At 71.7% G+C, this 21,202-nt stretch carries 15 protein-coding genes; 14 read left to right on the forward strand and 1 reads right to left on the reverse strand.

Going from position 1 to position 21,202, the window contains the following annotated elements:
* Nucleotides 1-266: 266 nt before the first annotated feature.
* From AB0G84_RS00900 to AB0G84_RS00940, 9 genes are all read left to right on the forward strand, one after another.
* Nucleotides 267-1,715: a penicillin-binding transpeptidase domain-containing protein gene (locus AB0G84_RS00900; RefSeq protein ID WP_361313573.1), complete on the forward strand. Its 1,449-nt coding sequence runs from the start codon at nt 267-269 to the stop codon at nt 1,713-1,715.
* Between the two features lie 90 nt (nt 1,716-1,805).
* Nucleotides 1,806-3,359: a folylpolyglutamate synthase/dihydrofolate synthase family protein gene (locus tag AB0G84_RS00905; protein WP_361313576.1), complete on the forward strand. Its 1,554-nt coding sequence runs from the start codon at nt 1,806-1,808 to the stop codon at nt 3,357-3,359.
* A gap of 2 nt (nt 3,360-3,361) precedes the next feature.
* A complete protein-coding gene (locus tag AB0G84_RS00910) occupies nt 3,362-3,739 on the forward strand; it encodes a DUF4233 domain-containing protein (protein ID WP_361313578.1) in 378 nt (125 codons plus the stop codon).
* A gap of 99 nt (nt 3,740-3,838) precedes the next feature.
* Nucleotides 3,839-4,252 carry a nucleoside-diphosphate kinase gene (gene ndk / locus AB0G84_RS00915; RefSeq protein ID WP_361313581.1) on the forward strand — a complete coding sequence of 138 codons (414 nt, stop codon included), beginning with the start codon at nt 3,839-3,841 and terminating at the stop codon, nt 4,250-4,252.
* Nucleotides 4,253-4,546: 294 nt separating this feature from the next.
* On the forward strand, nt 4,547-5,566 hold the full coding sequence (locus AB0G84_RS00920; RefSeq protein WP_003985182.1) for a rod shape-determining protein: 1,020 nt from the start codon (nt 4,547-4,549) through the stop codon (nt 5,564-5,566).
* 290 nt (nt 5,567-5,856) lie between these two features.
* Complete coding sequence (gene mreC, locus AB0G84_RS00925; RefSeq protein ID WP_361313584.1) at nt 5,857-6,789, forward strand: rod shape-determining protein MreC; 933 nt, start codon at nt 5,857-5,859, stop codon at nt 6,787-6,789.
* 3 nt (nt 6,790-6,792) lie between these two features.
* Complete coding sequence (mreD, locus tag AB0G84_RS00930) at nt 6,793-7,506, forward strand: rod shape-determining protein MreD (RefSeq protein WP_361313586.1); 714 nt, start codon at nt 6,793-6,795, stop codon at nt 7,504-7,506.
* On the forward strand, nt 7,503-9,647 hold the full coding sequence (mrdA, locus tag AB0G84_RS00935; RefSeq protein WP_361313589.1) for a penicillin-binding protein 2: 2,145 nt from the start codon (nt 7,503-7,505) through the stop codon (nt 9,645-9,647). The genes mreD and mrdA overlap by 4 nt, the downstream gene beginning before the upstream one ends.
* Nucleotides 9,644-10,858: an FtsW/RodA/SpoVE family cell cycle protein gene (locus AB0G84_RS00940; protein ID WP_361313591.1), complete on the forward strand. Its 1,215-nt coding sequence runs from the start codon at nt 9,644-9,646 to the stop codon at nt 10,856-10,858. The genes mrdA and AB0G84_RS00940 overlap by 4 nt, the downstream gene beginning before the upstream one ends.
* A gap of 22 nt (nt 10,859-10,880) precedes the next feature.
* On the opposite strand, the gene AB0G84_RS00945 is transcribed toward AB0G84_RS00940, so the two are convergent.
* Nucleotides 10,881-11,366, reverse strand: coding sequence for an ATP-binding protein (locus AB0G84_RS00945; protein WP_361313593.1), 486 nt, complete (start codon nt 11,364-11,366; stop codon nt 10,881-10,883).
* Between the two features lie 193 nt (nt 11,367-11,559).
* Here AB0G84_RS00945 and AB0G84_RS00950 point away from each other — a divergent pair, with 193 nt between their 5' ends.
* The 5 genes from AB0G84_RS00950 to AB0G84_RS00970 all read left to right on the forward strand — a co-directional run bounded on the left by AB0G84_RS00950 (nt 11,560) and on the right by AB0G84_RS00970 (nt 21,047).
* The gene (locus AB0G84_RS00950) at nt 11,560-13,203 is read left to right on the forward strand and encodes a CYTH and CHAD domain-containing protein (RefSeq protein WP_361313595.1); all 1,644 of its coding nucleotides are present in this window, start codon (nt 11,560-11,562) and stop codon (nt 13,201-13,203) included.
* A 122-nt stretch (nt 13,204-13,325) separates the two neighbouring features.
* Nucleotides 13,326-15,251: a TIGR03960 family B12-binding radical SAM protein gene (locus AB0G84_RS00955; protein ID WP_361313598.1), complete on the forward strand. Its 1,926-nt coding sequence runs from the start codon at nt 13,326-13,328 to the stop codon at nt 15,249-15,251.
* A gap of 80 nt (nt 15,252-15,331) precedes the next feature.
* Nucleotides 15,332-15,895 carry a GNAT family N-acetyltransferase gene (locus AB0G84_RS00960; RefSeq protein WP_361313601.1) on the forward strand — a complete coding sequence of 188 codons (564 nt, stop codon included), beginning with the start codon at nt 15,332-15,334 and terminating at the stop codon, nt 15,893-15,895.
* 291 nt (nt 15,896-16,186) lie between these two features.
* Nucleotides 16,187-16,987 carry a TIGR03936 family radical SAM-associated protein gene (locus AB0G84_RS00965; RefSeq protein ID WP_361313604.1) on the forward strand — a complete coding sequence of 267 codons (801 nt, stop codon included), beginning with the start codon at nt 16,187-16,189 and terminating at the stop codon, nt 16,985-16,987.
* Nucleotides 16,988-17,207: 220 nt separating this feature from the next.
* Nucleotides 17,208-21,047, forward strand: coding sequence for an Rne/Rng family ribonuclease (locus AB0G84_RS00970; protein ID WP_361313606.1), 3,840 nt, complete (start codon nt 17,208-17,210; stop codon nt 21,045-21,047).
* The last annotated feature ends 155 nt before the right edge of the window (nt 21,048-21,202 follow it).

A 21,202-nucleotide genomic window follows, 5' to 3' on the forward strand; every position in this document is an offset into this window, starting at 1 on the left:
CGTCCGCTGTCCCGCGGGGCGGTGGGTACCGCGCTCCGCCGCCGCTGGTGGCTGCCCCGGGGTGCACAGCCCGCCGTGAAAGAGGGGGGAATCCGGCCGCGCGTTGTCCCCGGCCGGCGGATTCGGGGGTTTCAGCCGGTTCTCATCGCCCTCTCATGAAGCCGGTGCACCGTTGGACCGGAAATGCCGGAATGCCGGAGCGTGGGAGACCCGCACCACCGGCCTTCCAGTCGTACCACCCGTCCCGCACGGAGGAGCCGCGCCCCATGAACAAGCCCCTGCGACGGGTCTCGGTATTCTGCCTGGCCCTGATACTGGCGCTGATGGGCTGGGCCACCTGGATACAGGGCGCGAAGGCCAGCGCCCTCAAGGAGGACCGGCACAACCCGCGGACCACGATCGGCGCCTACCGGGCACCGCTGGGCAACATCCTCGTCGACGGGGAGCCGGTCACCGGCTCGGCCGCCACCTCCTCCACCCTGAAGTACAAGCGGACGTACAAGGACGGCCCGCTGTACGCACCGGTCACCGGCTTCAGCTCGCAGATCTTCGGCAGCAACCAGCTGGAGAGCCTCTACGGCGACCTGCTGAACGGCTCCGACAGCCGGCTGCAGAGCCCCGTCGACGCGCTGACCAGGACGCGCGCCAAGGGCGGGGACGTGGCCACCACCATCGACGCCAAGGTGCAGCAGGCCGGCTACCGGGCGCTGGGCGACAAAAAGGGCGCCGCGGTGGCGCTGGACCCGGCCACCGGGCGGATCCTCGGCATGGTCAGCACCCCGTCGTACGACCCGGGGAAGTTCGCCGGCTCCTCCTCGGCCGACCAGAAGGCCTGGCAGAAGCTGTCCGGTGACCCGGATCACCCGGAGGTCAACCGGGCCCTGCGGCAGCCGCTGCCGCCCGGCTCCACCTTCAAGCTGGTGGTGGCCGCGGCCGCGCTGGAGAACGGCCTGTACGGGTCGGTGGACGAGCGCACCGACAGCCCCGATCCGTACACCCTGCCGCACACCCGCACCACGCTGAAGAACGAGAACGCCTCCGCGCCCTGCCGGAACGCGACCATCCGCACCGCGCTCCAGTACTCCTGCAACACCGTCTTCGCGAAGATGGCCGTGGACCTGGGCAAGGACAAGGTGAAGGCACAGGCCGAGAAGTTCGGCTTCAACGACGACAAGGTGGACACCCCGGTCCGGGCCGGCAAGAGCGTCTACCCCACGGACATGGACCAGGCGCAGACCGCGCTGTCCGGGATCGGCCAGTTCGACGACACCGCGACGCCGCTGCAGATGGCGATGGTCGTCTCGGCGATCGCCCACGGGGGCGAGCTGAAGACCCCGCAGCTGGTCGACAAGCTGACCGACGGCGGCGGCAGCACCGTCCAGCAGAACGCCCCGAAGACCTACGGCAGGGCCCTCTCGGCGGACCACGCCGCGCAGCTACGGTCGGCCATGCAGACGGTCGTCAACCAGGGCACCGGATCCAACGCGAAGATCGACGGACTGACCGTCGGCGGCAAGACCGGTACCGCCCAGCACGGCGTCGACAACAGCGGTACCCCCTACGCCTGGTTCGTCTCCTACGCCCAGGACGGCAGCGGGCACCAGGTGGCGGTCGCCGTTATGGTCGAGGACGGCCACGCGGCCCGCAGCGAGGTCTCCGGCGGCGGGCTGGCGGCCCCGGTGGCCCGGGCGATGATGAAGGCGGCGGTGGGGTGACGAGCGGTTCGCCGGGGGCGGACGCGGCGGGTCGACGGGGCCGGGTGGGACGGCGCACCGCTGTCGGTGGTGCCTCGTAGACTTGTCGTCGTGAGCGAGCGCCCCCGAAACGACGACCCCGACCCGACCGACGCCTTCGATGAGCTGGTCGAGGCCGAGACCGACCTTCCCCAAGCTCTCGAATCCGCTCAAGCAGGGGAGACCTCAACCCCCGACCTCGCGGTGATCGAGGCCGGCAGCCGGACGCTGCGCGCCCAGGCCGGGCCGCCGCAAGGGGACCCGATCCCCGCCCGGCCCGCCGACCCGGAGGTCGACCGCGCGCTGCGCGCCGTGGAGGACGAGCTGGCCGGCCGCTGGGGCGAGACCAAGCTCGACCCGTCGGTGCAGCGCATCGCCGCGCTGCTGGACATCCTCGGCTCCCCCCAGCGGGCGTACCCGTCCCTCCACATCACCGGCACCAACGGCAAGACCAGCACCGCCCGCATGATCGAGGCCCTGCTGGGCGCCTTCGACCTGCGTACCGGCCGCTACACCAGCCCGCACGTCCAGTCCGTCACCGAGCGGATCAGCCTGGACGGCAGCCCGATCTCCGCCGAGCGCTTCATCGAGACGTACCGGGACATCGCCCCGTACGTGGAGATGGTCGACGGCCAGCAGGAGTACCGGCTGTCGTTCTTCGAGGTGCTCACCGCGATGGCGTTCGCCGCCTTCGCGGACGCGCCGGTGGACGTCGCGGTCGTCGAGGTCGGCATGGGCGGCACCTGGGACGCGACCAATGTGATCGACGGCGATGTCGCGGTGGTCACCCCGATCTCGCTGGACCACACCGACCGGCTGGGGGAGACGCCCGAGGAGATCGCCGGCGAGAAGTCCGGGATCATCAAGAAGGACGCCACGGTCGTGCTGGCCCAGCAGCCGGTGGACGCGGCGTCGGTGATGCTCAAGCGCGCGGTCGAGGTCGATGCCACGGTCGCCCGCGAGGGCATGGAGTTCGGGGTGCTCTCCCGTGAGGTCGCGGTCGGCGGGCAGATGCTGACGCTGCGCGGGCTGGGCGGCGAGTACCCCGAGATCTTCCTTCCGCTGTACGGCGCCCATCAGGCGCACAACGCCGCGGTGGCGCTCGCCGCGGTCGAGGCGTTCTTCGGCGTCGGTTCGGACCACGCCCGGACGCTCGACATCGACACCGTCCGTTCCGCGTTCGCCGCGGTGGCGTCGCCGGGCCGGATGGAGGTCGTCCGACGCAGCCCGACGGTGGTGCTGGACGCGGCGCACAACCCCGCGGGGGCGCGGGCGGCGGCCGAGGCGGTCACCGAGGCGTTCGGGTTCAGCCGGCTGGTGGGTGTCGTCGGTGCCAGCGACGACAAGGACGTCCGGGGATTCCTGGAGGCGTTCGAGCCGATCTTCGCCGAGGTCGTGGTGACGCGTAATTCCAGCCATCGTGCGATGGATCCGGACGACCTGGCCGCGGTCGCCGTGGAGGTCTTCGGCGCCGAGCGGGTCCAGGTCGAGCCCCGGCTCGACGACGCGCTGGAAGCGGCGATCACCCTCGCGGAAGAAGAGGGCGAGTTCTCCGGCGCGGGTGTGCTGGTGACCGGTTCGGTGATCACCGTCGGCGAGGCCCGACTGCTGCTGGGAAGGGGCTGACCGTGCGCACGCTGTGTGCCAGCACTCTGATAGGCGAGTTCTTCGTGATCGGCTTCGCCGGGCTGGTCGCCATGCAGATGACCGAGCTGTCGACGGTCACGATCTGGACGGTCAGCGGGATCGCGATGCTGCTCAGCGTGCTGCTGTGCGGGATGCTCGGCCGTCCCGGTGGGGTCCAGCTCGGCTGGGCGCTGCAGATCGCGCTGATCGCCAGCGGGTTCGTGGTCCCGACGATGTTCTTCCTCGGGGTGGTGTTCGCCGCCCTGTGGTGGGCGTCGGTGCACTTCGGCCGCAAGGTCGACGCGGCGAAGGCCCGTTGGGCGGCCCAGGCCGCCGAGGCCGGTGCGGAGGCCGGGGCCGGGGCGTCCACGGCGGGCTGACGCCGGGCGGGAGAGGGTCGGGGGCGCGGCCGGGCCGCCGGGTGCGCCCTGTAGCCTCAGTGCACCCGCTGACCTTTGCCTATATCAGGGAGTCCCTTCGTGAGCCAGCGCACCCTCGTCCTCCTCAAGCCCGACGCCGTCCAGCGCGGTCTGATCGGCGAGATCATCGGCCGGATCGAGAAGAAGGCCGGTTGGACGATCAGCGCGCTGGAGCTGCGCACCCTGGACCGGGCCATTCTGGAGCAGCACTACGCCGAGCACGTCGGCAAGCCGTTCTACGAGCCCCTGGTCGCGTTCATGTCGTCCGGACCGGTCGTCTCGATGGTCGTCGAGGGCGAGCGGGTGATCGAAGGCGTGCGGGTACTCGCCGGTCCGACTGACCCGATTGCCGCGCCAAGTGGGTCCATTCGTGGGGACTTCGGAACGATCACCCGGGAGAATCTGATCCATGCGTCGGATTCCGAAGAGTCCGCCGAGCGCGAGATCAAGATTTTCTTTCCCGGCATTTCCTGACTCTTCGTCAGCTGTACACCCCTCGTGACCAGGGGCGACCGAGAAAATCATCGGTCGCCCTTTGGTGTATGCGACTCGATCGGGGGAACGCATCACCGCGACACGACGTCACCATTAAGGGGGGCGGGTGCGTGTACGGCTGACAATGGCGGAACAGCCTCCCGACGTGTTCGAGTGGGCGCACTACGAACTACGATGGAGGCTTCCGCGCCTCACAGCGCATCACCTCCTGCCGACCTCCAGTAAGCATTCGCTCCAGTTGGGAAGGCCAGACGTATCCTCATGGGGAACAACATGTCGTTCATCGGCCGTGACATGGCTGTCGACCTCGGGACCGCCAACACGCTGGTGTACGTCAGGGGCCGGGGAATCGTTCTGAACGAACCGTCGGTCGTGGCCATCAACACCAACACCGGCGGCATCCTCGCGGTGGGTGCTGAGGCGAAGAAGATGATCGGGCGCACGCCCGGCAACATCGTTGCCGTACGGCCCCTGAAGGACGGCGTGATCGCCGACTTCGAGATCACCGAGCGGATGCTCCGCTACTTCATCCTCAAGATCCACAAGCGGCGTTACCTGGCGCGGCCGCGGGTCGTGGTGTGCGTTCCCTCCGGTATCACCGGAGTTGAGCGCCGTGCGGTCATCGAGGCCTCGACCCAGGCCGGCGCCCGCCAGGTGCACATCATCGAGGAGCCGATGGCCGCCGCGATCGGCTCGGGTCTGCCGGTCCACGAGGCCACCGGCAACATGGTCGTGGACATCGGCGGCGGGACGACCGAGGTCGCCGTCATCTCGCTCGGCGGCATCGTCACGGCCCAGTCCATCCGGGTGGCCGGCGACGAACTCGACAACGCGATCATCCAGCACATCAAGAAGGAGTACAGCCTTCTGCTGGGCGAGCGCACCGCCGAGAGCATCAAGATCACCATCGGTTCGGCCTACGACCTCGAGCAGGACGAGCACACCGAGATCCGCGGCCGCGACCTGGTCTCGGGTCTGCCCAAGACCGTCGTCATCTCGGCCGCCGAGGTGCGCAAGGCCATCGAGGAACCGGTCAACTCCATCGTCGACGCGGTCAAGACGACCCTCGACAAGTGCCCGCCGGAGCTGTCCGGTGACGTCATGGACCGCGGCATCGTGCTCACCGGAGGCGGCGCCCTGCTCCGCGGCCTCGACGAGCGGCTGCGCCGTGAGACCGGCATGCCGATCCACATCGCCGAGGACCCGCTCGACTCCGTCGCGCTCGGTTCCGGCAAGTGCGTCGAGGAGTTCGAGGCGCTCCAGCAGGTCCTCGACTCCCAGCCGCGCAGGTAACACGAGCCACTCCGACCGCCGCGGCCGTCATGCGGCGTCCGCGGCGGTCGGGCACCATGGCGGAGGCAGCCGATCCGCCCGGGGCACCGATTCGGATCGCGGGGACGCATCCCTCGATACGGATCGTTGATGTGGATCGTTGATATACAGGCACCACTTCCCAACAGACACGGTGCGCCGGCATTTCACCGAGCGGCACCGTCACAGCAAGGCACAACGCTCAACTCCCGAACGAGACCGGCGGGGCCCGCAGCCGGCCGGTCCTACGAGGAAGGACACGGCCGCCGCACGTGAGGGACACACGAGAGAGCCGGCTGCTGCTGGTGCTGCTGGTCGCGATCGCGTTCGCGCTGATCACGGTCGATATCCGCGGCGGTGAACAGTCCCCGCTGGATGGTGTCCGGCAAGTCGCCGCCTCCGCCTTCGGCCCGGTCGAGAGCGGTGTCGCCCGCGTGGTCGACCCGGTCGGCAACGCCGTCGGCGCCGTACGGGACTCTGGCCGCCGGCACAGCCGGATCGCCGCGCTGGAGCACCAGAACGAGGCGCTCAAGGCCAAGCTCGGCTCCGCCGACCGCAATCGCAGCCGCGCCCGTGAGCTCGACAAGATCCTCAAGACCGCGGGCACCGGCCAGTACGCCATCAAGGGTGCCCAGGTCATCGCCATCGGCTCGGCCCAAGGCTTCTCCTGGACCATCACCATCGACGCCGGCAGCCGCGACGGCATCGCCCGCGACATGACCGTGCTCAACGGCGACGGGCTGGTCGGCCGGGTCACCACGGTCGGCACCGACACCTCCACGGTGTTGCTGGCCGCCGACCCCGACTTCACCGTCGGCACCCGGATGGAGAAGACCAACGAGATCGGCTTCGCCAACGGGCAGGGCGTCCGTTCGCTGCGCGTCCAGCTCCTCAACGGCCGGGCCACGGTGAAGAAGGGCGACCGGCTGGTCACCTTCGGCTCCAGCAAGGACAAGCCGTTCGTGCCCGGCGTGCCGGTCGGCCGGGTGGTCCGGGTCGAGCCGTCCAACGGCGATCTGACCCGCACCCTCCAGGTCCGGCCGTTCGTCTCGTTCTCCCAACTGGACATTGTTGGCGTCGTGGTCCAACCGCCGCGTCAGGACCCGCGCGACACCGTCTTGCCGCCGGCCCCCGCCAAGCCCAAGCCGACGCCGACGGTCACCGTCACGGCCACCCCCTCCGCGAGCGCCTCCCCCAGGAGCTGACCGATGCGCATCAACCGGATCCTGCTCTCCGCCCCGCTGGTGGTTGTCGCCCTCGTCATCCAGGTCAGCATCCTCGGGCGCCTCCAACTGCCCGGCGCCGTACCGGACCTGCTGCTGCTGGTCGTCCTCGGGCTCGCGCTGGTCTACGGCCATGTCGCCGGCGCGCTCATCGGCTTCTTCGCCGGGCTGCTGGCCGACGTCGCCCCGCCCTCCGACCACGCCATCGGCCGCTATGCGCTGGTGCTCTGCATCATCGGCTACGCCGCGGGCCTGACCAAGCCGGAGTCCGGCCAGCACCGTTCGGCGACGGTGCCGCTGGTGGTCGTCATCGGCGCCGCCATCGGCTCGACGCTGATGTACGCCGGCGTCGGCTCGCTGGTGGGCGACACCGCCGCCCGGCACGTCGGCCTGGTCGGACTACTGCTCAGCGCCACCCTCTACGACCTACTGCTGGCGCCCTTCACCGTCCCGCTGGTGATGGCGCTGGCGCGCAGAACGGAGCACGAGCTGGTCGGCGACGGCACCAGTCCCAAGGGTTCGGGGGGCAGCCGTGACGCCGCGTACGGCTGGCTCTCCACCGGCACCGGTCTCAAGGCCAGCCGCGGCGCCATGAAGTCCGTGCGTACCGGGGTGCGGATCGGCAGCCAGCGCGGCGGTCTGCTCGGCAAGTCGGCCCGCGACAAGGTGGGGCGCATCAAGGGGGTCAAGCGGCTGTGAGCAACCTTCCGGAGAGCCGGACCTCCCGTGTCACGGTCCGGCTCATCGCGATCCAGATCCTGGTCTTCTCGCTGCTGCTGACCCTCGGGGGCCGGCTGTGGTACCTGCAGATCCGCAACGGGCAGGAGTACGCGAACGAAGCCCGCAGCAACCACGTCCAGCAGGTCGTCGACCCCGCCACCCGCGGTTCGATCCTCGACGCGCGCGGGGTGCCGCTGGCCGACAACCAGACCCGCCTGGTGGTCTCCGCCAGCCGTACCGACCTGCTGAAGATGAAGGACGACGGCAAGGCCGTGCTCGGCCGGCTCGCCAAGGTGCTCGGCATGCCGGAGAAGGAGATCCGCAACAAGGTGCGGCTGTGCGACGCCAAGACGCCGCAGCCGTGCTGGAACGGCTCGCCGTACCAGCCGATCCCGATCACCGACGAGGCCACCACCCAGCAGGCCCTGCAGATCCGCGAGCGCTCCGAGGACTTCCCCGGCATCAGCGCCGAGCCCACCGCCGTGCGCCGCTACGCCGCCCCCGGCAACGCCAACACCGCCCAGGTCCTCGGCTACCTCTCCCCGGTCACCGACGAGGAGATCAACAAGGCCAAGAACACCCGCTCGCCCCTGCTGCGTTCGGACCAGATCGGCCGGTCCGGCCTGGAGCGCCAGTACGACAACTACCTGCGCGGCAAGGCCGCCGTCACCCGCTACGAGGTGGACAACCTCGGCCGGGTCATCGGGCAGGCCAAGAACGACAAGGGTCAGGCCGGTTCGAGCGTGATCACCAGCATCGACGCCCGCGTGCAGGCCATAGCGGAGAAGCAGCTGGACCAGGCCATGAAGGACGCCCGTAAGGTCCACGACAAGAACACCGGCACCAACTACAAGGCCGACTCGGGTGCCGTGGTCGTGATGGAGGCCAAGACCGGCCGGGTGGTGGCGATGGCCTCCAACCCCAGCTATGACCCCAACGCCTGGGTCGGCGGCATCTCCGGCAAGGACTACGCCCGCCTCACCGGCAAGGACTCCAACTACCCGCTGTTGAACCGCGCCATCCAGGGCCAGGCGGCGCCCGGCTCGATCTTCAAGGTCATCTCGACCACGGCCGCGGTCAACGCGGGCTACGACTTCAACGGCCACTACCCCTGCACCAGCTCGTACAGCATCGGCGGCCAGGTCTTCCGGAACTTCGAGGGCGAGGGCCACGGCGACATCAGCCTGGGCCGGGCGCTGGAGGTCTCCTGCGACACCGTCTTCTACCGGCTCTCGCACGACGAGTGGCGCAAGGACGGCGGCGACAAGCCCAAGAAGGGCGCGCACGACTGGTTCTACAAGACCGCCCACCAGTTCGGCCTCGGCAAGGAGACCGGCATCGACCTCCCCAACGAGGTCAAGGGCCGGGTCCCGGACCGCAAGTGGAAGCACGACTTCTGGATGGCCAACAAGGCCGGCTGGTGCAAGCAGGCCAAGTCCTGGCCCAAGAAGAAGGACTTCGGCACCAAGCTCGCCCGAGAGGGCTGCCTCGAAGGCATGAAGCTGCACGCCTACGACTCGATCAACTACGCCATCGGTCAGGGGGACACCCTGGTGACCCCGATCCAGATGGCGACCATCTACGCCGCGCTCGCCAACGGCGGCACGCTCCACGACCCCACCGTCGGCAAGGCGGTCGTCAGCCCCGACGGCAAGCACGTCCAGATGATCAAGCCCAGGGCGCACGGCAAGCTGCCGGACAGCCCGCACACCCTCCAGCAGATCGACTCCGCGCTGGCCGGTGTCGCCACCCGCGGTACCGCCGCCTGGCGGTTCCAGGGCTGGCCGCAGGACAAGATCCCGATGCACGCCAAGACCGGTACCGCCGAGGTCTACGGCAAGCAGACCACCTCGTGGTTCGCGACGTACACCAAGGACTTCACGATCGTCATGACGATCTCCCAGGGTGGTACGGGTTCGGGCGCCTCCGGTCCGGCCGTGCGCAACATCTACAACGCCCTCTACGGCATCGACGCCAAGGGCGGCATCAACCAGAAGGCCGCCCTGCTCCCCAAGCCGCAGGGGGCGCTCCCCAAGATCGAGGGTGACGGCACGATCGAGGCCCAGCCCATCAAGCCGTACGTCCTGCCGTCGCCGTCACCCTCGGGGAGCCCACAGTGACGACCAGCCGTACCTCCCGGGCGTTCTCCGTCCGGCGCTACACCCCCGAGCTCGGCACCTGGGGCAAGCTGACCGCGCGCGACTCGGTGGTGCGCAAGCTGGACTGGATACTGCTGCTGTCCTGCCTGCTGCTGTCGCTCATGGGCTCGCTGCTGGTCTTCTCCGCCACCCGCAACCGCACCGAGCTCAACAAGGGCGACGAGTACTACTTCTTCCTGCACCACCTGCTCAACCTCGGCATCGGCCTGGCGCTCGCCGGGGGCACGATCTGGCTGGGCCACCGCACCCTGCGCGGGGCGATCCCGGTCCTGTACGCCTTGTCCGTCGTGCTCGCGCTGCTGGTGCTGACCCCGCTGGGCGCCACCATCAACGGCTCGCGGTCCTGGCTGGCGATCCCCGGCGGCTTCTCGCTGCAGCCCGCCGAGTTCGCGAAGATCACCATCTCGCTGGGGATGGCGATGATCCTGGCGTCCCGGGTCGATGCCGGCGACCGCCCGCACCCCGACCACCGGACCGTCGTCCAGGCCCTGGGGCTGGCCGCCGTCCCGGTGGGGATCATCCTGCTGATGCCGGACCTCGGCTCGGTCATGGTGCTGGGCGCCGTCATCCTCGGCGTCCTGCTGGCCTCGGGCGCCTCCAACCGGTGGATCCTCGGCCTGGGCGGCGCCGGCGTCGTCGGCTGCGTCGCGATCTGGCAGCTCGGGCTGCTCGACGCCTACCAGATCGCCCGCTTCGCCGCGTTCGCCAACCCCAGCCTCGACCCGGCCGGTGTCGGCTACAACACCAACCAGGCCCGGATCGCGATCGGTGGCGGCGGACTGACCGGCTCCGGCCTCTTCCACGGCAGCCAGACCACCGGGCAGTTCGTCCCCGAGCAGCAGACCGACTTCATCTTCACCGTCGCCGGTGAGGAGCTGGGCTTCCTGGGCGCGGGCCTGATCATCCTGCTGCTCGGCATCGTGCTGTGGCGTGCCTGCCGGATCGCCCGTGAGTCCACCGAGCTCTACGGCACGATCGTGGCCGCCGGCATCATCGCGTGGTTCGCCTTCCAGGCCTTCGAGAACATCGGCATGACGCTCGGCATCATGCCGGTGACCGGCCTGCCGCTGCCGTTCGTCTCCTACGGCGGCACCTCGATGTTCGCGGTCTGGATCGCCATAGGGCTGCTCCAGTCGATCCGCGTCGGGCGTCCCCTGTCGGCCTCCCGCTGACGGTCGGCACGCTGAGTGCCGGTCAGCGCCCGGTGTGGAGTTCGAACCACAGGGAGGTGGACCGCGGCACCCCGGCGAAGGGCGTGGTGCCCCAGTCATCGGCGAGGTGGCCGGTGAGCAGCAGACCGTGATCGGTCTCCGGCTCACCGGCCACCGGCGCGTCCAGCGGGTCGCCCGGAGGCGGGCCGGCCTGTGCCGGAAGGCGGACCGGCGCCTCGTCGTGCACGCTGATCCGCAGCCCGTGCGGTGCCGTGAGCAGCCGCAGCAGGATCTCGGCACAGCGGGGGGTCCGCAGATGGGCGCTGGTGACCGCCTCCGAGGTGAGCAGGACCGCGGTGTCCGTCAGCGGGGCGAGGTCGGTGTGCCGCAGCACGGCCCGTACGAAGTCGCGGGCGACCTTCGGGGTGGTGGGTCTGCTCGGCGCCGCCAGCAGGAACGGGCGGGCGCCTGCCGAGACGCAGATGGGCGCGTGGGCGACGGATGCGGGGTGCTGCTTCTGCGGGTGCACGGATGTCTCCCTCCCCGAGGGGCGAGCGGGCGCCGGGCCGGGCGAACGGTGACCACTCTGTGTGTGTATGTAGTAACACACCGTAACTCACGGGTGGTGGCGGTGGCCACCCGCTCTTCCGGATTCCGCCGGGCGCATAGGAGGGCGCTGCACGCGGGTGGTCGTCGCCCGGGCCGGTGGCTAGATTCGATGCATGGCGGACACCGTGCGGGAGATCGAGCGGAAGTACGAGGCCGACGACGACACGCGGCTGCCCGACCTGGTCTGCGTCGACCGGGTCGCCACCGTGGAGGAGGGCGGCGTCGAGGCCCTGGACGCCCTCTACTACGACACCGCCGACCAGCGCCTGGCCGCCGACGGCATCACCCTGCGGCGGCGCACCGGCGGTCGGGACGCTGGCTGGCACCTGAAGCTGCCCGTGGCGCCGGGCGTGCGCGACGAGGTACGGGCCCCGCTGTCCGACGCGCCGCCCGCGGAGCTCACCGCGCTCGTCCGGTCACGGGTGCTGCGGCAGGAGCTGGTCCCCCTCGTACGGCTGCGTACCCGGCGCACGGTCCGGGTGCTGCGGGACGCCGCGGGGGTGGCGCTCGCCGAGGTGGCGGTGGACGAGGTCGGCGCCGCGCGGGCCGCGGCGTCCGGCAAGGCCACGGCGCCCGGTAAGGGCGCTGTGGGGCGCGCCGCGGAGGCTCGGTGGCGCGAGATCGAGGTGGAGCTGACCGGTGAGGGCGGGGACCCCGCACTGCTGGACGAGGTCGGCCGGGCGCTGACCGCGGCCGGCGCCCGCCCCGCGGCATCGCCGTCGAAGCTGGCGCGGGCGCTGGCGGAGACCGGGCCGGCGCCGGCCGGGGCCGCGCCGACCGGCGGCAAGGGGGCCGGCAAGCGCGGCAGGTCCGGCAAGGGGGGCAAGGGGGGCAAGGGCCCGGGCGGGCAGGGCGGTGGCGGCAAGGCCGACCGCACCGCGGGCGACGTCGTGCTGCGCTACGTCCGTGAGCAGGTCCGCGTGATCGTCGAGCTCGATCCCGCGGTGCGCCGGGACCTGCCCGACTCGGTGCACCAGATGCGGGTCGCCACCCGCCGCCTGCGCAGCGCCTTCCGTTCGTACACCGCGGTCCTCGACCGTGCCGCCACTGCGCCGATCGGCCTCGAACTCCAGTGGATCGCGGCGGAGTTGGGGGTGGATCGGGATCGTGAGGTGCTCACCGAGCGGTTCCAGCAAGCGCTGGCCGGGGTGCCCGTCACGCTCCGGCTCGGCCCGGTGGCGGCCCGACTGCGCACCTGGTCCCAGCGGCGCCGGACCGGCTCGCGCGGCCGGCTGCTCGCCGTGCTCGACGGCGACCGCTACCTCGCCCTCCTGGAAACCCTGCACGCCCTGGCGGCGGAGCCGCCGCTGCGTGCCGCCGCCGCCCGGCCCGCGCCCGAGGTGCTCGCCCGCGCCGTGCTGAAGGACCACCGGCGGCTGGCCCGCCGGATGCAGGCCGCGCTGGACGCTCCGGCCGGGCAGGGGCGGGACGAGGCGCTGCACGGCGCCCGCAAGGCCGCCAAGCGCACCCGGTACGCGGCGGAGGCGGCGGTGCCGGGCCTGGGGCGTCCGGCGCGGAAGTTCGCCAAGCGCACCAAGCGGGTGCAGCAGCTGCTCGGTGACCACCAGGACAGCGTGGTCGCCCGCGGCGCCCTGCGCGAACTGGCGACCCAGGCCCAGCAGGCCGGCGAGGGGGGCTTCACCTTCGGCCTGCTCTACGGCCGCGAGGAGGCCCTCGCGGCGGACCGCGAGCGGCAGCTGCCGGAAGTGTGGCGGAAGGCGGCCCGGCCCGGGCTGAGGGCCGCGCTGCGACCGTGAGCCCCGCTCACCCGATGTGCACGGAACGCCCCTGACCTGCGCCGCACTGAGGCGGCACGGCCGGGTCGCCGGGCACGTTAGGCTTGAGGGTCACCCCTGCCCGCTCATGAAAGATCACCACGATGCCTGTCGAGTCGGTCTTCCCGCGCCTGGAGGCCCTCCTCCCGCACGTGCAGAAGCCCATCCAGTACGTCGGTGGCGAGCTGAACTCCACAGTGAAGCCGTGGGACGAGTGCGACGTCCGCTGGTCGCTTATGTACCCGGACGCCTACGAGGTCGGTCTGCCCAACCAGGGCGTCATGATCCTCTACGAGGTCCTCAACGAGCAGCAGGGCGTGCTCGCCGAGCGCACCTACAGCGTCTGGCCGGACCTCGAAGCGCTGATGCGGGAGCACGGCGTCCCGCAGTTCACCGTCGACGGGCACCGCCCGGTCAGCGCCTTCGACGTGCTCGGCGTCTCCTTCTCCACCGAGCTCGGTTACACCAACCTGCTCACCGCGCTGGACCTCGCCGGCATCCCGCTGGAGGCCAAGGACCGTACCGAGGACCACCCGCTGATCCTCGCGGGCGGCCATGCGGCCTTCAACCCCGAGCCGATCGCGGACTTCCTGGACTGCGCGGTGGTCGGCGACGGCGAGCAGGCGGTGCTGGAGATCACCGAGATCATCCGCACCTGGAAGAACGAGGGCCGCCCGGGCGGACGCGACGAGCTCCTCTTCCGCCTCGCGAAGACCGGCAGCGTCTACGTCCCCAAGTTCTACGACGTCGAGTACCTGGCCGACGGCCGGATCTCCCGCGTCGTGCCGAACCGCTCCGGCGTCCCGTGGCGGGTGTCCAAGCACACCGTCATGGACCTGGACGAGTGGCCCTACCCCAAGCAGCCGCTCGTCCCCCTGGCCGAGACCGTCCACGAGCGGATGTCGGTCGAGATCTTCCGTGGCTGCACCCGCGGCTGCCGTTTCTGCCAGGCCGGCATGATCACGCGCCCCGTACGGGAGCGAAGCATCACCGGCATCGGCGACATGGTGGACAAGGGTCTGAAGGCCACGGGATTCGAGGAGGTCGGCCTGCTGTCGCTGTCCTCCGCGGACCACACCGAGATCGGCGACATCGCGAAGGGGCTCGCCGACCGGTACGAGGAAGACAAGATCGGTCTGTCGCTGCCGTCGACCCGGGTCGACGCCTTCAACATCGATCTCGCCAACGAGCTGACGCGCAACGGCCGTCGCTCGGGTCTGACCTTCGCCCCCGAGGGCGGCTCGGAGCGCATCCGCAAGGTCATCAACAAGATGGTCTCCGAAGAGGACCTGATCCGGACCGTCTCCACGGCCTACGGCAACGGCTGGCGGCAGGTGAAGCTCTACTTCATGTGCGGCCTGCCGACCGAGACCGACGAGGACGTGCTCCAGATCGGCGACATGGCGGTCAACGTCATCGCCGAGGGCCGCAAGGTCTCCGGACAGAACGACATCCGCTGCACGGTCTCCATCGGCGGCTTCGTCCCCAAGCCACACACCCCCTTCCAGTGGGCGCCGCAGCTGTCCGCCGAGGAGACCGACGCCCGTCTGGAGAAGCTCCGCGACAAGATCCGCGGCGATAAGAAGTACGGCCGCTCCATCGGCTTCCGCTACCACGACGGCAAGCCCGGCATCGTCGAGGGCCTGCTCTCGCGCGGTGACCGCCGCATCGGCTCGGTCATCCGCGCCGTGTACGAGGACGGCGGCCGCTTCGACGGCTGGCGTGAGCACTTCTCCTACGACCGCTGGATGCGGGCCGCGGAGAAGGCACTCCCGGACTTCGGTGTGGACGTCGCCTGGTACACCACCCGCGAGCGGGAGTACGAGGAGGTCCTGCCCTGGGACCACCTCGACTCCGGTCTGGACAAGGACTGGCTCTGGGAGGACTGGCAGGACGCCCTCGACGAGACCGAGGTCGAGGACTGCCGCTGGACCCCGTGCTTCGACTGCGGCGTCTGCCCGCAGATGGACACCCAGATCCAGATCGGCCCCACGGGCAAGAAGCTGCTGCCGCTGACCGTCGTCAAGTAGCCCGCCCCGCCCGCGCCTTCGGCCCGGCGACCGCGCACCCCGCGGCGCCGGGCCGTGCCACGCCCGCGCACAATGAGGCGATGTCCCCCCAACTCATCGCCCCCACCGTCGCGGTGCAGGCCTCCTTCCTCGCCGCGATGGACGAGTTCCGCGCCGAGGGCGCCGACCGGTCGGTGCACTCCAACCTGGCCAAGGAACTGCGGGGGTGGCGCACCCGCTGGCCGTCCGCCGAGGGCTTCGCCGCCTACGTCGACATGATCGGCGGCACGTCGTACGACGAACGCGCCGACGGCACGGTGCCGGTGACCACCCTGTGGTGGGTGAACGACGACACCTACCTGGGGCGGATCGCCCTGCGGCACCGGCTGACCGGCACCCTCCTCGATTACGGCGGCCACATAGGCTACGCCGTACGTCCCTCCGCCCGCCGCCGCGGCCACGCCACCGGCATGCTGCGCGCCGCCCTCCCGTACGCCCACCGGGAATTGGGGCTCGACCCGGTGCTGGTGACCTGCGATCACACCAACACGGGCTCGCGACGGGTCATCGAGGCCTGCGGCGGGGTCTTCGAGGACCAGCGGGCAGAGAAGCTGCGCTTCTGGATCCACGACGACGGGCGGGCCGCCGCCGACGACGACGGCTGAGGGGCGGCGGGGCGGGTGCCGGGCGCCCGGCTGACGGCGGTCGTCCGCGGGGACCGGACCGGTGCGACGGGCCGTGCGGAGCGCCCGTAGGGCCGCGTGGGGGACCCGCAGGGAGATCCGGCGCGCCCCGTTCTCCGCGCCCACACCGGGCCCGCGGACCGGAGCTCTGCCGCCCGGCGGGAACCAGCGGCCCGCGCGGCACGTACTCTAGGTAGCAGTACGACCGCACTCACGAAGGACTGAACGACACTGGGCAAGCGACAGCCCGAAGGCCCGCCGCCCGCACCGGCGGTGCAGCGCATCCGACTGCGCTACACCAAGCGCGGCCGCCTCCGGTTCACCAGCCACCGCGACTTCCAGCGCGCTTTCGAGCGGGCGCTGCGCCGCGCGGAGGTCCCCATGGCCTATTCCGCGGGCTTCACCCCGCACCCCAAGGTGTCGTACGCCAACGCCGCCCCGACCGGTACGGGAAGCGAGGCCGAGTATCTGGAGATCCAGCTCACCGAGCGCCGGGACCCGGACCAGCTGCGCGAGCTGCTCGACGTTTCACTGCCGACCGGGCTCGATGTGACCGACGCGGTCGAGGCGCACACCAGCGGCCTGGCCGACCGGCTGCAGGCCTCGGTGTGGGCGATCCGGCTCGACGGGGTGGCCCCCGAGACGGCCCGGCACGCCGTCGAGACGTTCCTCGCCGCCGACGAAGTGCTGGTCGAGCGGCGCACCAAGAACGGCATGCGCACCTTCGACGCCCGGGCCGCGGTGGCCCATCTCGAGGCAGCGGGTAGCGAGGGCGATAGGCCTGGCGGCGATGCCTGTGCGATACTGCGGCTGGTTGTTCGGCATGCGACACCCGCCGTTCGACCCGACGACGTCCTGTCCGGCCTCCGAGCTACGGCCGACCTGGCGCCGCCGGTCCCCGCTGCGGTGACCAGGCTGGCGCAGGGGCTGCTCGATGAGGAGACCGGCGCGGTGACCGACCCGCTTGCGCCCGACCGCGACGCTGCCACGGCCGCCCCACCCACGGCCGCCGGGCTGAGTGCCGCGACGGCGCCGAGTGGGGGCGCCCCGACCGCCGGGGAAGGTACTGCGTAGGACCGCCGTCGTCGCGTCGCCGATCAACCAGGGAGCCACCCCGGTCCGGCAGACGCACTGACCAGGAGACTTTCGCCGGTCCCCGCCCTACGGGGCCCGGCGAGCGAGACGACAGCTCCCGTGTGGCGCCCCCGCCCCGGACTGCGGGCCCGCGCTCAACACGCGGACCGCGGCCGGAATCAGGCGCGGCGCCCGGGAGCGTGACGGGAGAACCGCCCGCATGCTCGAGCCCATTGAGCCCACTGAATCCACGCCGTCCCAGGACCGTGGAATCGAGGAGAACCACTCACCCAGCGACACCCTGCCGCCGCGCCGCCGCCGTCGTGCGGCGTCCCGGCCGGCGGGTCCGCCGACCGCTGCCGGTGCCGCCGGCGCGGCCGAGGTGACCACCCCGACTGCCGCTCCGGCCGCGGCCGACCCGGCACCCGCCGAGGAGCCCGCCGCCACGTCGGTCACCACCGGGGAAGAGGCCAAGCCGGCCCGCACCCGCCGCCGCGCGACCCGTCGGGTCACCTCCCCGGCCGACGCTCCGCAGCCCGCCGTACAGGAGCCGGCCGAGGCCCCGGCCGCTGCCGAGGCACCCGCCGCTGCCGCTGAGGTCCCCGAGGCCGTGGAGGCGGCACCGCGCCGCACCCGCCGCCGGGCGACCCGCACGGCGTCCGCGCCCGCCGGCGCCCCGCAGACCGAGACTGCGCAGGAGCAGCCGGCCGCCGAGGCGCCGGCCGCTGCCGAGGCGCCCGCCCCTGCGGTGGAGTCCGCTCCGGCCGCCGTGGAGGAGGCCAAGCCGGCCCGTACGCGGCGTCGTGCCACCCGTAAGGCCACCGCGCCGGCCGGCGCCCCGCAGGTGAGCACCGCCGACGAGACCCCCGCCGCGACCGTCGCCCCGGTCGCGGAGGAGTCCGCTCCGGCCGCCGCGGAGGAGTCCGCTCCGGCCGCCGTGGAGGAGGCCAAGCCGGCCCGTACGCGGCGCCGTGCCACCCGTAAGGCCACCGCCCCCGCCGGGCCGCCGCAGGCCGCCGAGGAGGCGGTTGAGGAGGCCGAGGAGGCCGAGGAGACGGAGACGGCCGCGGCCGAGGCCGCCCCCGCGAGCGAGCCGGCCGAGACGCCGCGCCGCCGGGCGCGCCGCCGCACCGAGCGTGCCGCGGAGCCGGCCGCCGAGGCGCCGCAGGCCGAGAAGCCCCGCCGTGAGCAGGCCCGTGCCGAGGAGGAGCCCGCCCAGGAGGCGCCGGCGCGCGGCCGTCGCCGGGCCCAGCGCCCGCCGACCGCGGTCTTCCAGGCCCCGGTGTTCACCGAGCCGATGTTCCAGACGCCGGAGACCGCGGCCGCCGCCCATGCCGCGGCCCGCCAGGAGGAGGCCGCCGCGGCCGAGCAGGTCGAGGAGGAGCAGCCGGCCGGCGGTTCCCGCCGCCGCCGTCGCCGCGCGGTCTCCGCCGAGCCCGAGCAGGCCCCCGCCGTCACTGAGGAGCCGGAGGCCGCGGAGGCCGCCGAGCCGGAGACTGAGCAGGGCGAGGCCGGTCACGGCGAGGATGAGTCCGCCGAGCGTCCCTCGCGCCGTCGCCGTCGGGGTGGCCGTCGCCGCCGTCGCGGTGAGGCTGCCGAGGGCGCGGACGAGCAGGCCGCCGAGTCCCGTCCCGCCGAGGAGTCCGCCGGTGAGGCGGAGGCCGAGGAGGGCGAGGAGCACGCCGCCGAGGAGCCGGAGGGCGCCCACGAGGACGCCGAGGAGCAGGCCGGCGGCGGCACCAGCAGCAGCCGTCGTCGCCGTCGTCGCCGCCGTCGCAGCGGGGACGGCGCCGATGTGGAGGGTGGCCAGTCCGACGACCCCGAGCGCACGGTCGTCAAGGTCCGCGAGCCCCGTAAGAAGGACGAGGGCACCGGTTCCGACGAGGTGCAGTCGATCAAGGGCTCGACGCGTCTGGAGGCCAAGAAGCAGCGCCGCCGTGAGGGCCGCGAGCAGGGCCGCCGCCGGGTGCCGATCATCACCGAGGCGGAGTTCCTGGCGCGCCGGGAGGCCGTCGAGCGGGTGATGGTCGTCCGCCAGAGCGGCGAGCGCACCCAGATCGGCGTCCTTGAGGACAACGTGCTCGTGGAGCACTTCGTCAACAAGGAGCAGGCCACTTCGTACGTCGGCAATGTCTACCTCGGCAAGGTGCAGAACGTCCTGCCGTCGATGGAGGCCGCCTTCGTCGACATCGGCAAGGGCCGCAACGCCGTGCTGTACGCCGGCGAGGTCAACTTCGAGGCGCTGGGCATGGCCAACGGCCCGCGCCGGATCGAGACCGCGCTGAAGTCCGGCCAGTCGGTGCTGGTGCAGGTCACCAAGGACCCGATCGGCCACAAGGGCGCCCGTCTGACCAGCCAGGTCTCGCTGCCCGGCCGCTACCTGGTGTACGTGCCCGAGGGCTCGATGACCGGTATTAGCCGCAAGCTGCCCGACACCGAGCGGGCCCGCCTGAAGCAGATCCTCAAGAAGATCGTCCCCGAGGACGCGGGCGTCATCGTCCGTACCGCCGCGGAGGGTGCGAGCGAGGACGAGCTGGCGCGCGACGTCCAGCGGCTGCAGGCGCAGTGGGAGGAGATCCAGAAGAAGGCGAAGTCCTCCTCCACCAGCGCCCCGACCCTGCTGTACGGCGAGCCGGACATGACCGTCCGGGTCGTGCGCGACATCTTCAACGAGGACTTCTCCAAGGTCATCGTCAGCGGTGACGACGCCTGGCAGACCATCCACGGCTATGTCTCGCACGTCGCGCCGGACCTCGTCGACCGGCTCCAGAAGTGGACCTCGGACGTCGACGTCTTCGCGACGTACCGCATCGACGAGCAGCTGATGAAGGCGCTGGACCGCAAGGTCTGGCTGCCCAGCGGCGGCTCGCTGGTGATCGACCGGACCGAGGCGATGGTCGTGGTCGACGTCAACACCGGCAAGTTCACCGGCCAGGGCGGCAACCTGGAGGAGACGGTCACCAGGAACAACCTGGAGGCGGCCGAGGAGATCGTGCGTCAGCTGCGGCTGCGCGACCTCGGCGGCATCATCGTGATCGACTTCATCGACATGGTGCTGGAGTCCAACCGGGACCTGGTGCTGCGGCGTCTGCTGGAGTGCCTGGGCCGGGACCGTACGAAGCACCAGGTTGCCGAGGTCACCTCGCTCGGCCTGGTCCAGATGACCCGTAAGCGGGTCGGCCAGGGCCTGCTGGAGTCCTTCTCCGAGTCGTGTGTGCACTGCAACGGCCGCGGCGTGATCGTCCACATGGACCAGCCCACGGCGGTCGGCGGCGGTGGCGGCGGCAAGCGCAAGAAGAAGGGCAAGGCCGAGAAGGCCGAGCCGCACGTCCACGAGGCGGAGGCGGCCGAGCCGCTGCCGGACGGCGCCGCCCCCGAGCTGGAGCCCGCCCCGGTGACCGAGGCGGAGCTGCAGCCGGCAGTGGCCGAGGCCGACGAGTGGTTCGGCAGCCCGGCCGAGGCCGAGGCGGCTGCCGCCAGCCGTGGCCGGGGCCGCCGCCGGGCGAGCCGGAAGGTGTCCGCCCCGGCGGGCACGCCCAAGGCCGCCGCCGAGGAGGCCGCCGCGATCGTGCTGCCGGCCGAGCCGGCGCCCGCCGCTGCCGAGCCGGAGCCGGTCGCCGAGCCGGCCGCCGAGGCACCGGCCGCGGAGCCCGCACCGGCCCGTCCGCGCCGTCGGGTGACCCGGAAGGTGTCCGCCCCGGCGGGCTCTCCCGAGGTGGCCGACGACGCTGCCGCGACGGTCGTCATCGCGTCGCCGGTGGCGGAGCCGGTGGCCGAGCCGGTCCAGGAGCCGGCCGTGGAGTCCGGCGAGGACACCGAGGCGGCACCCGCGGCGAAGAAGACCGCGAAGAAGGCGGCGGCCAAGAAGACCACCGCCAAGAAGGCGGCCGCGAAGAAGACCACGGCCAAGAAGGCGGCGGCGAAGAAGACCACCACCGCCAAGAAGGCCACGGCGAAGAAGACCACCGCGAAGAAGACGACGAAGAAGGCGGCGGCCAAGAAGACCGCTGCCGCCGAGCAGACCCCGGTCGCCTCGGTGTCGGCCTCCGCGGAGGACTGAGCACCACTGAGCAAGGGAGCCGCGCCCCGGACCGTCACCGGTCCGGGGCCGGTTTGACCCCCTGGTCAAGGCCCCGTACCCTTGACCGTCGGTGTCTAAGACTTCTTAAGACACCACACTTCTGAGCAAAGACCTCTCGGTCCGCCGAGGGAGGC

Origin of the sequence: Streptomyces sp. NPDC020742 (assembly GCF_040641675.1) — a bacterium.
Taxonomy (GTDB): Bacteria; Actinomycetota; Actinomycetes; order Streptomycetales; family Streptomycetaceae; genus Streptomyces.

Excerpts from the sequence above, each read along its gene's own strand:
- AB0G84_RS00900 (WP_361313573.1), top strand. The coding sequence starts at position 267 with ATGAACAAGCCCCTGCGACGGGTCTCGGTATTCTGCCTGGCCCTGATA.
- AB0G84_RS00920 (WP_003985182.1), top strand. The coding sequence starts at position 4,547 with ATGTCGTTCATCGGCCGTGACATGGCTGTCGACCTCGGGACCGCCAAC.
- mreD (WP_361313586.1), top strand. The coding sequence starts at position 6,793 with ATGCGCATCAACCGGATCCTGCTCTCCGCCCCGCTGGTGGTTGTCGCC.
- AB0G84_RS00950 (WP_361313595.1), top strand. The coding sequence starts at position 11,560 with ATGGCGGACACCGTGCGGGAGATCGAGCGGAAGTACGAGGCCGACGAC.
- AB0G84_RS00955 (WP_361313598.1), top strand. The coding sequence starts at position 13,326 with ATGCCTGTCGAGTCGGTCTTCCCGCGCCTGGAGGCCCTCCTCCCGCAC.
- AB0G84_RS00960 (WP_361313601.1), top strand. The coding sequence starts at position 15,332 with ATGTCCCCCCAACTCATCGCCCCCACCGTCGCGGTGCAGGCCTCCTTC.
- AB0G84_RS00970 (WP_361313606.1), top strand. The coding sequence starts at position 17,208 with ATGCTCGAGCCCATTGAGCCCACTGAATCCACGCCGTCCCAGGACCGT.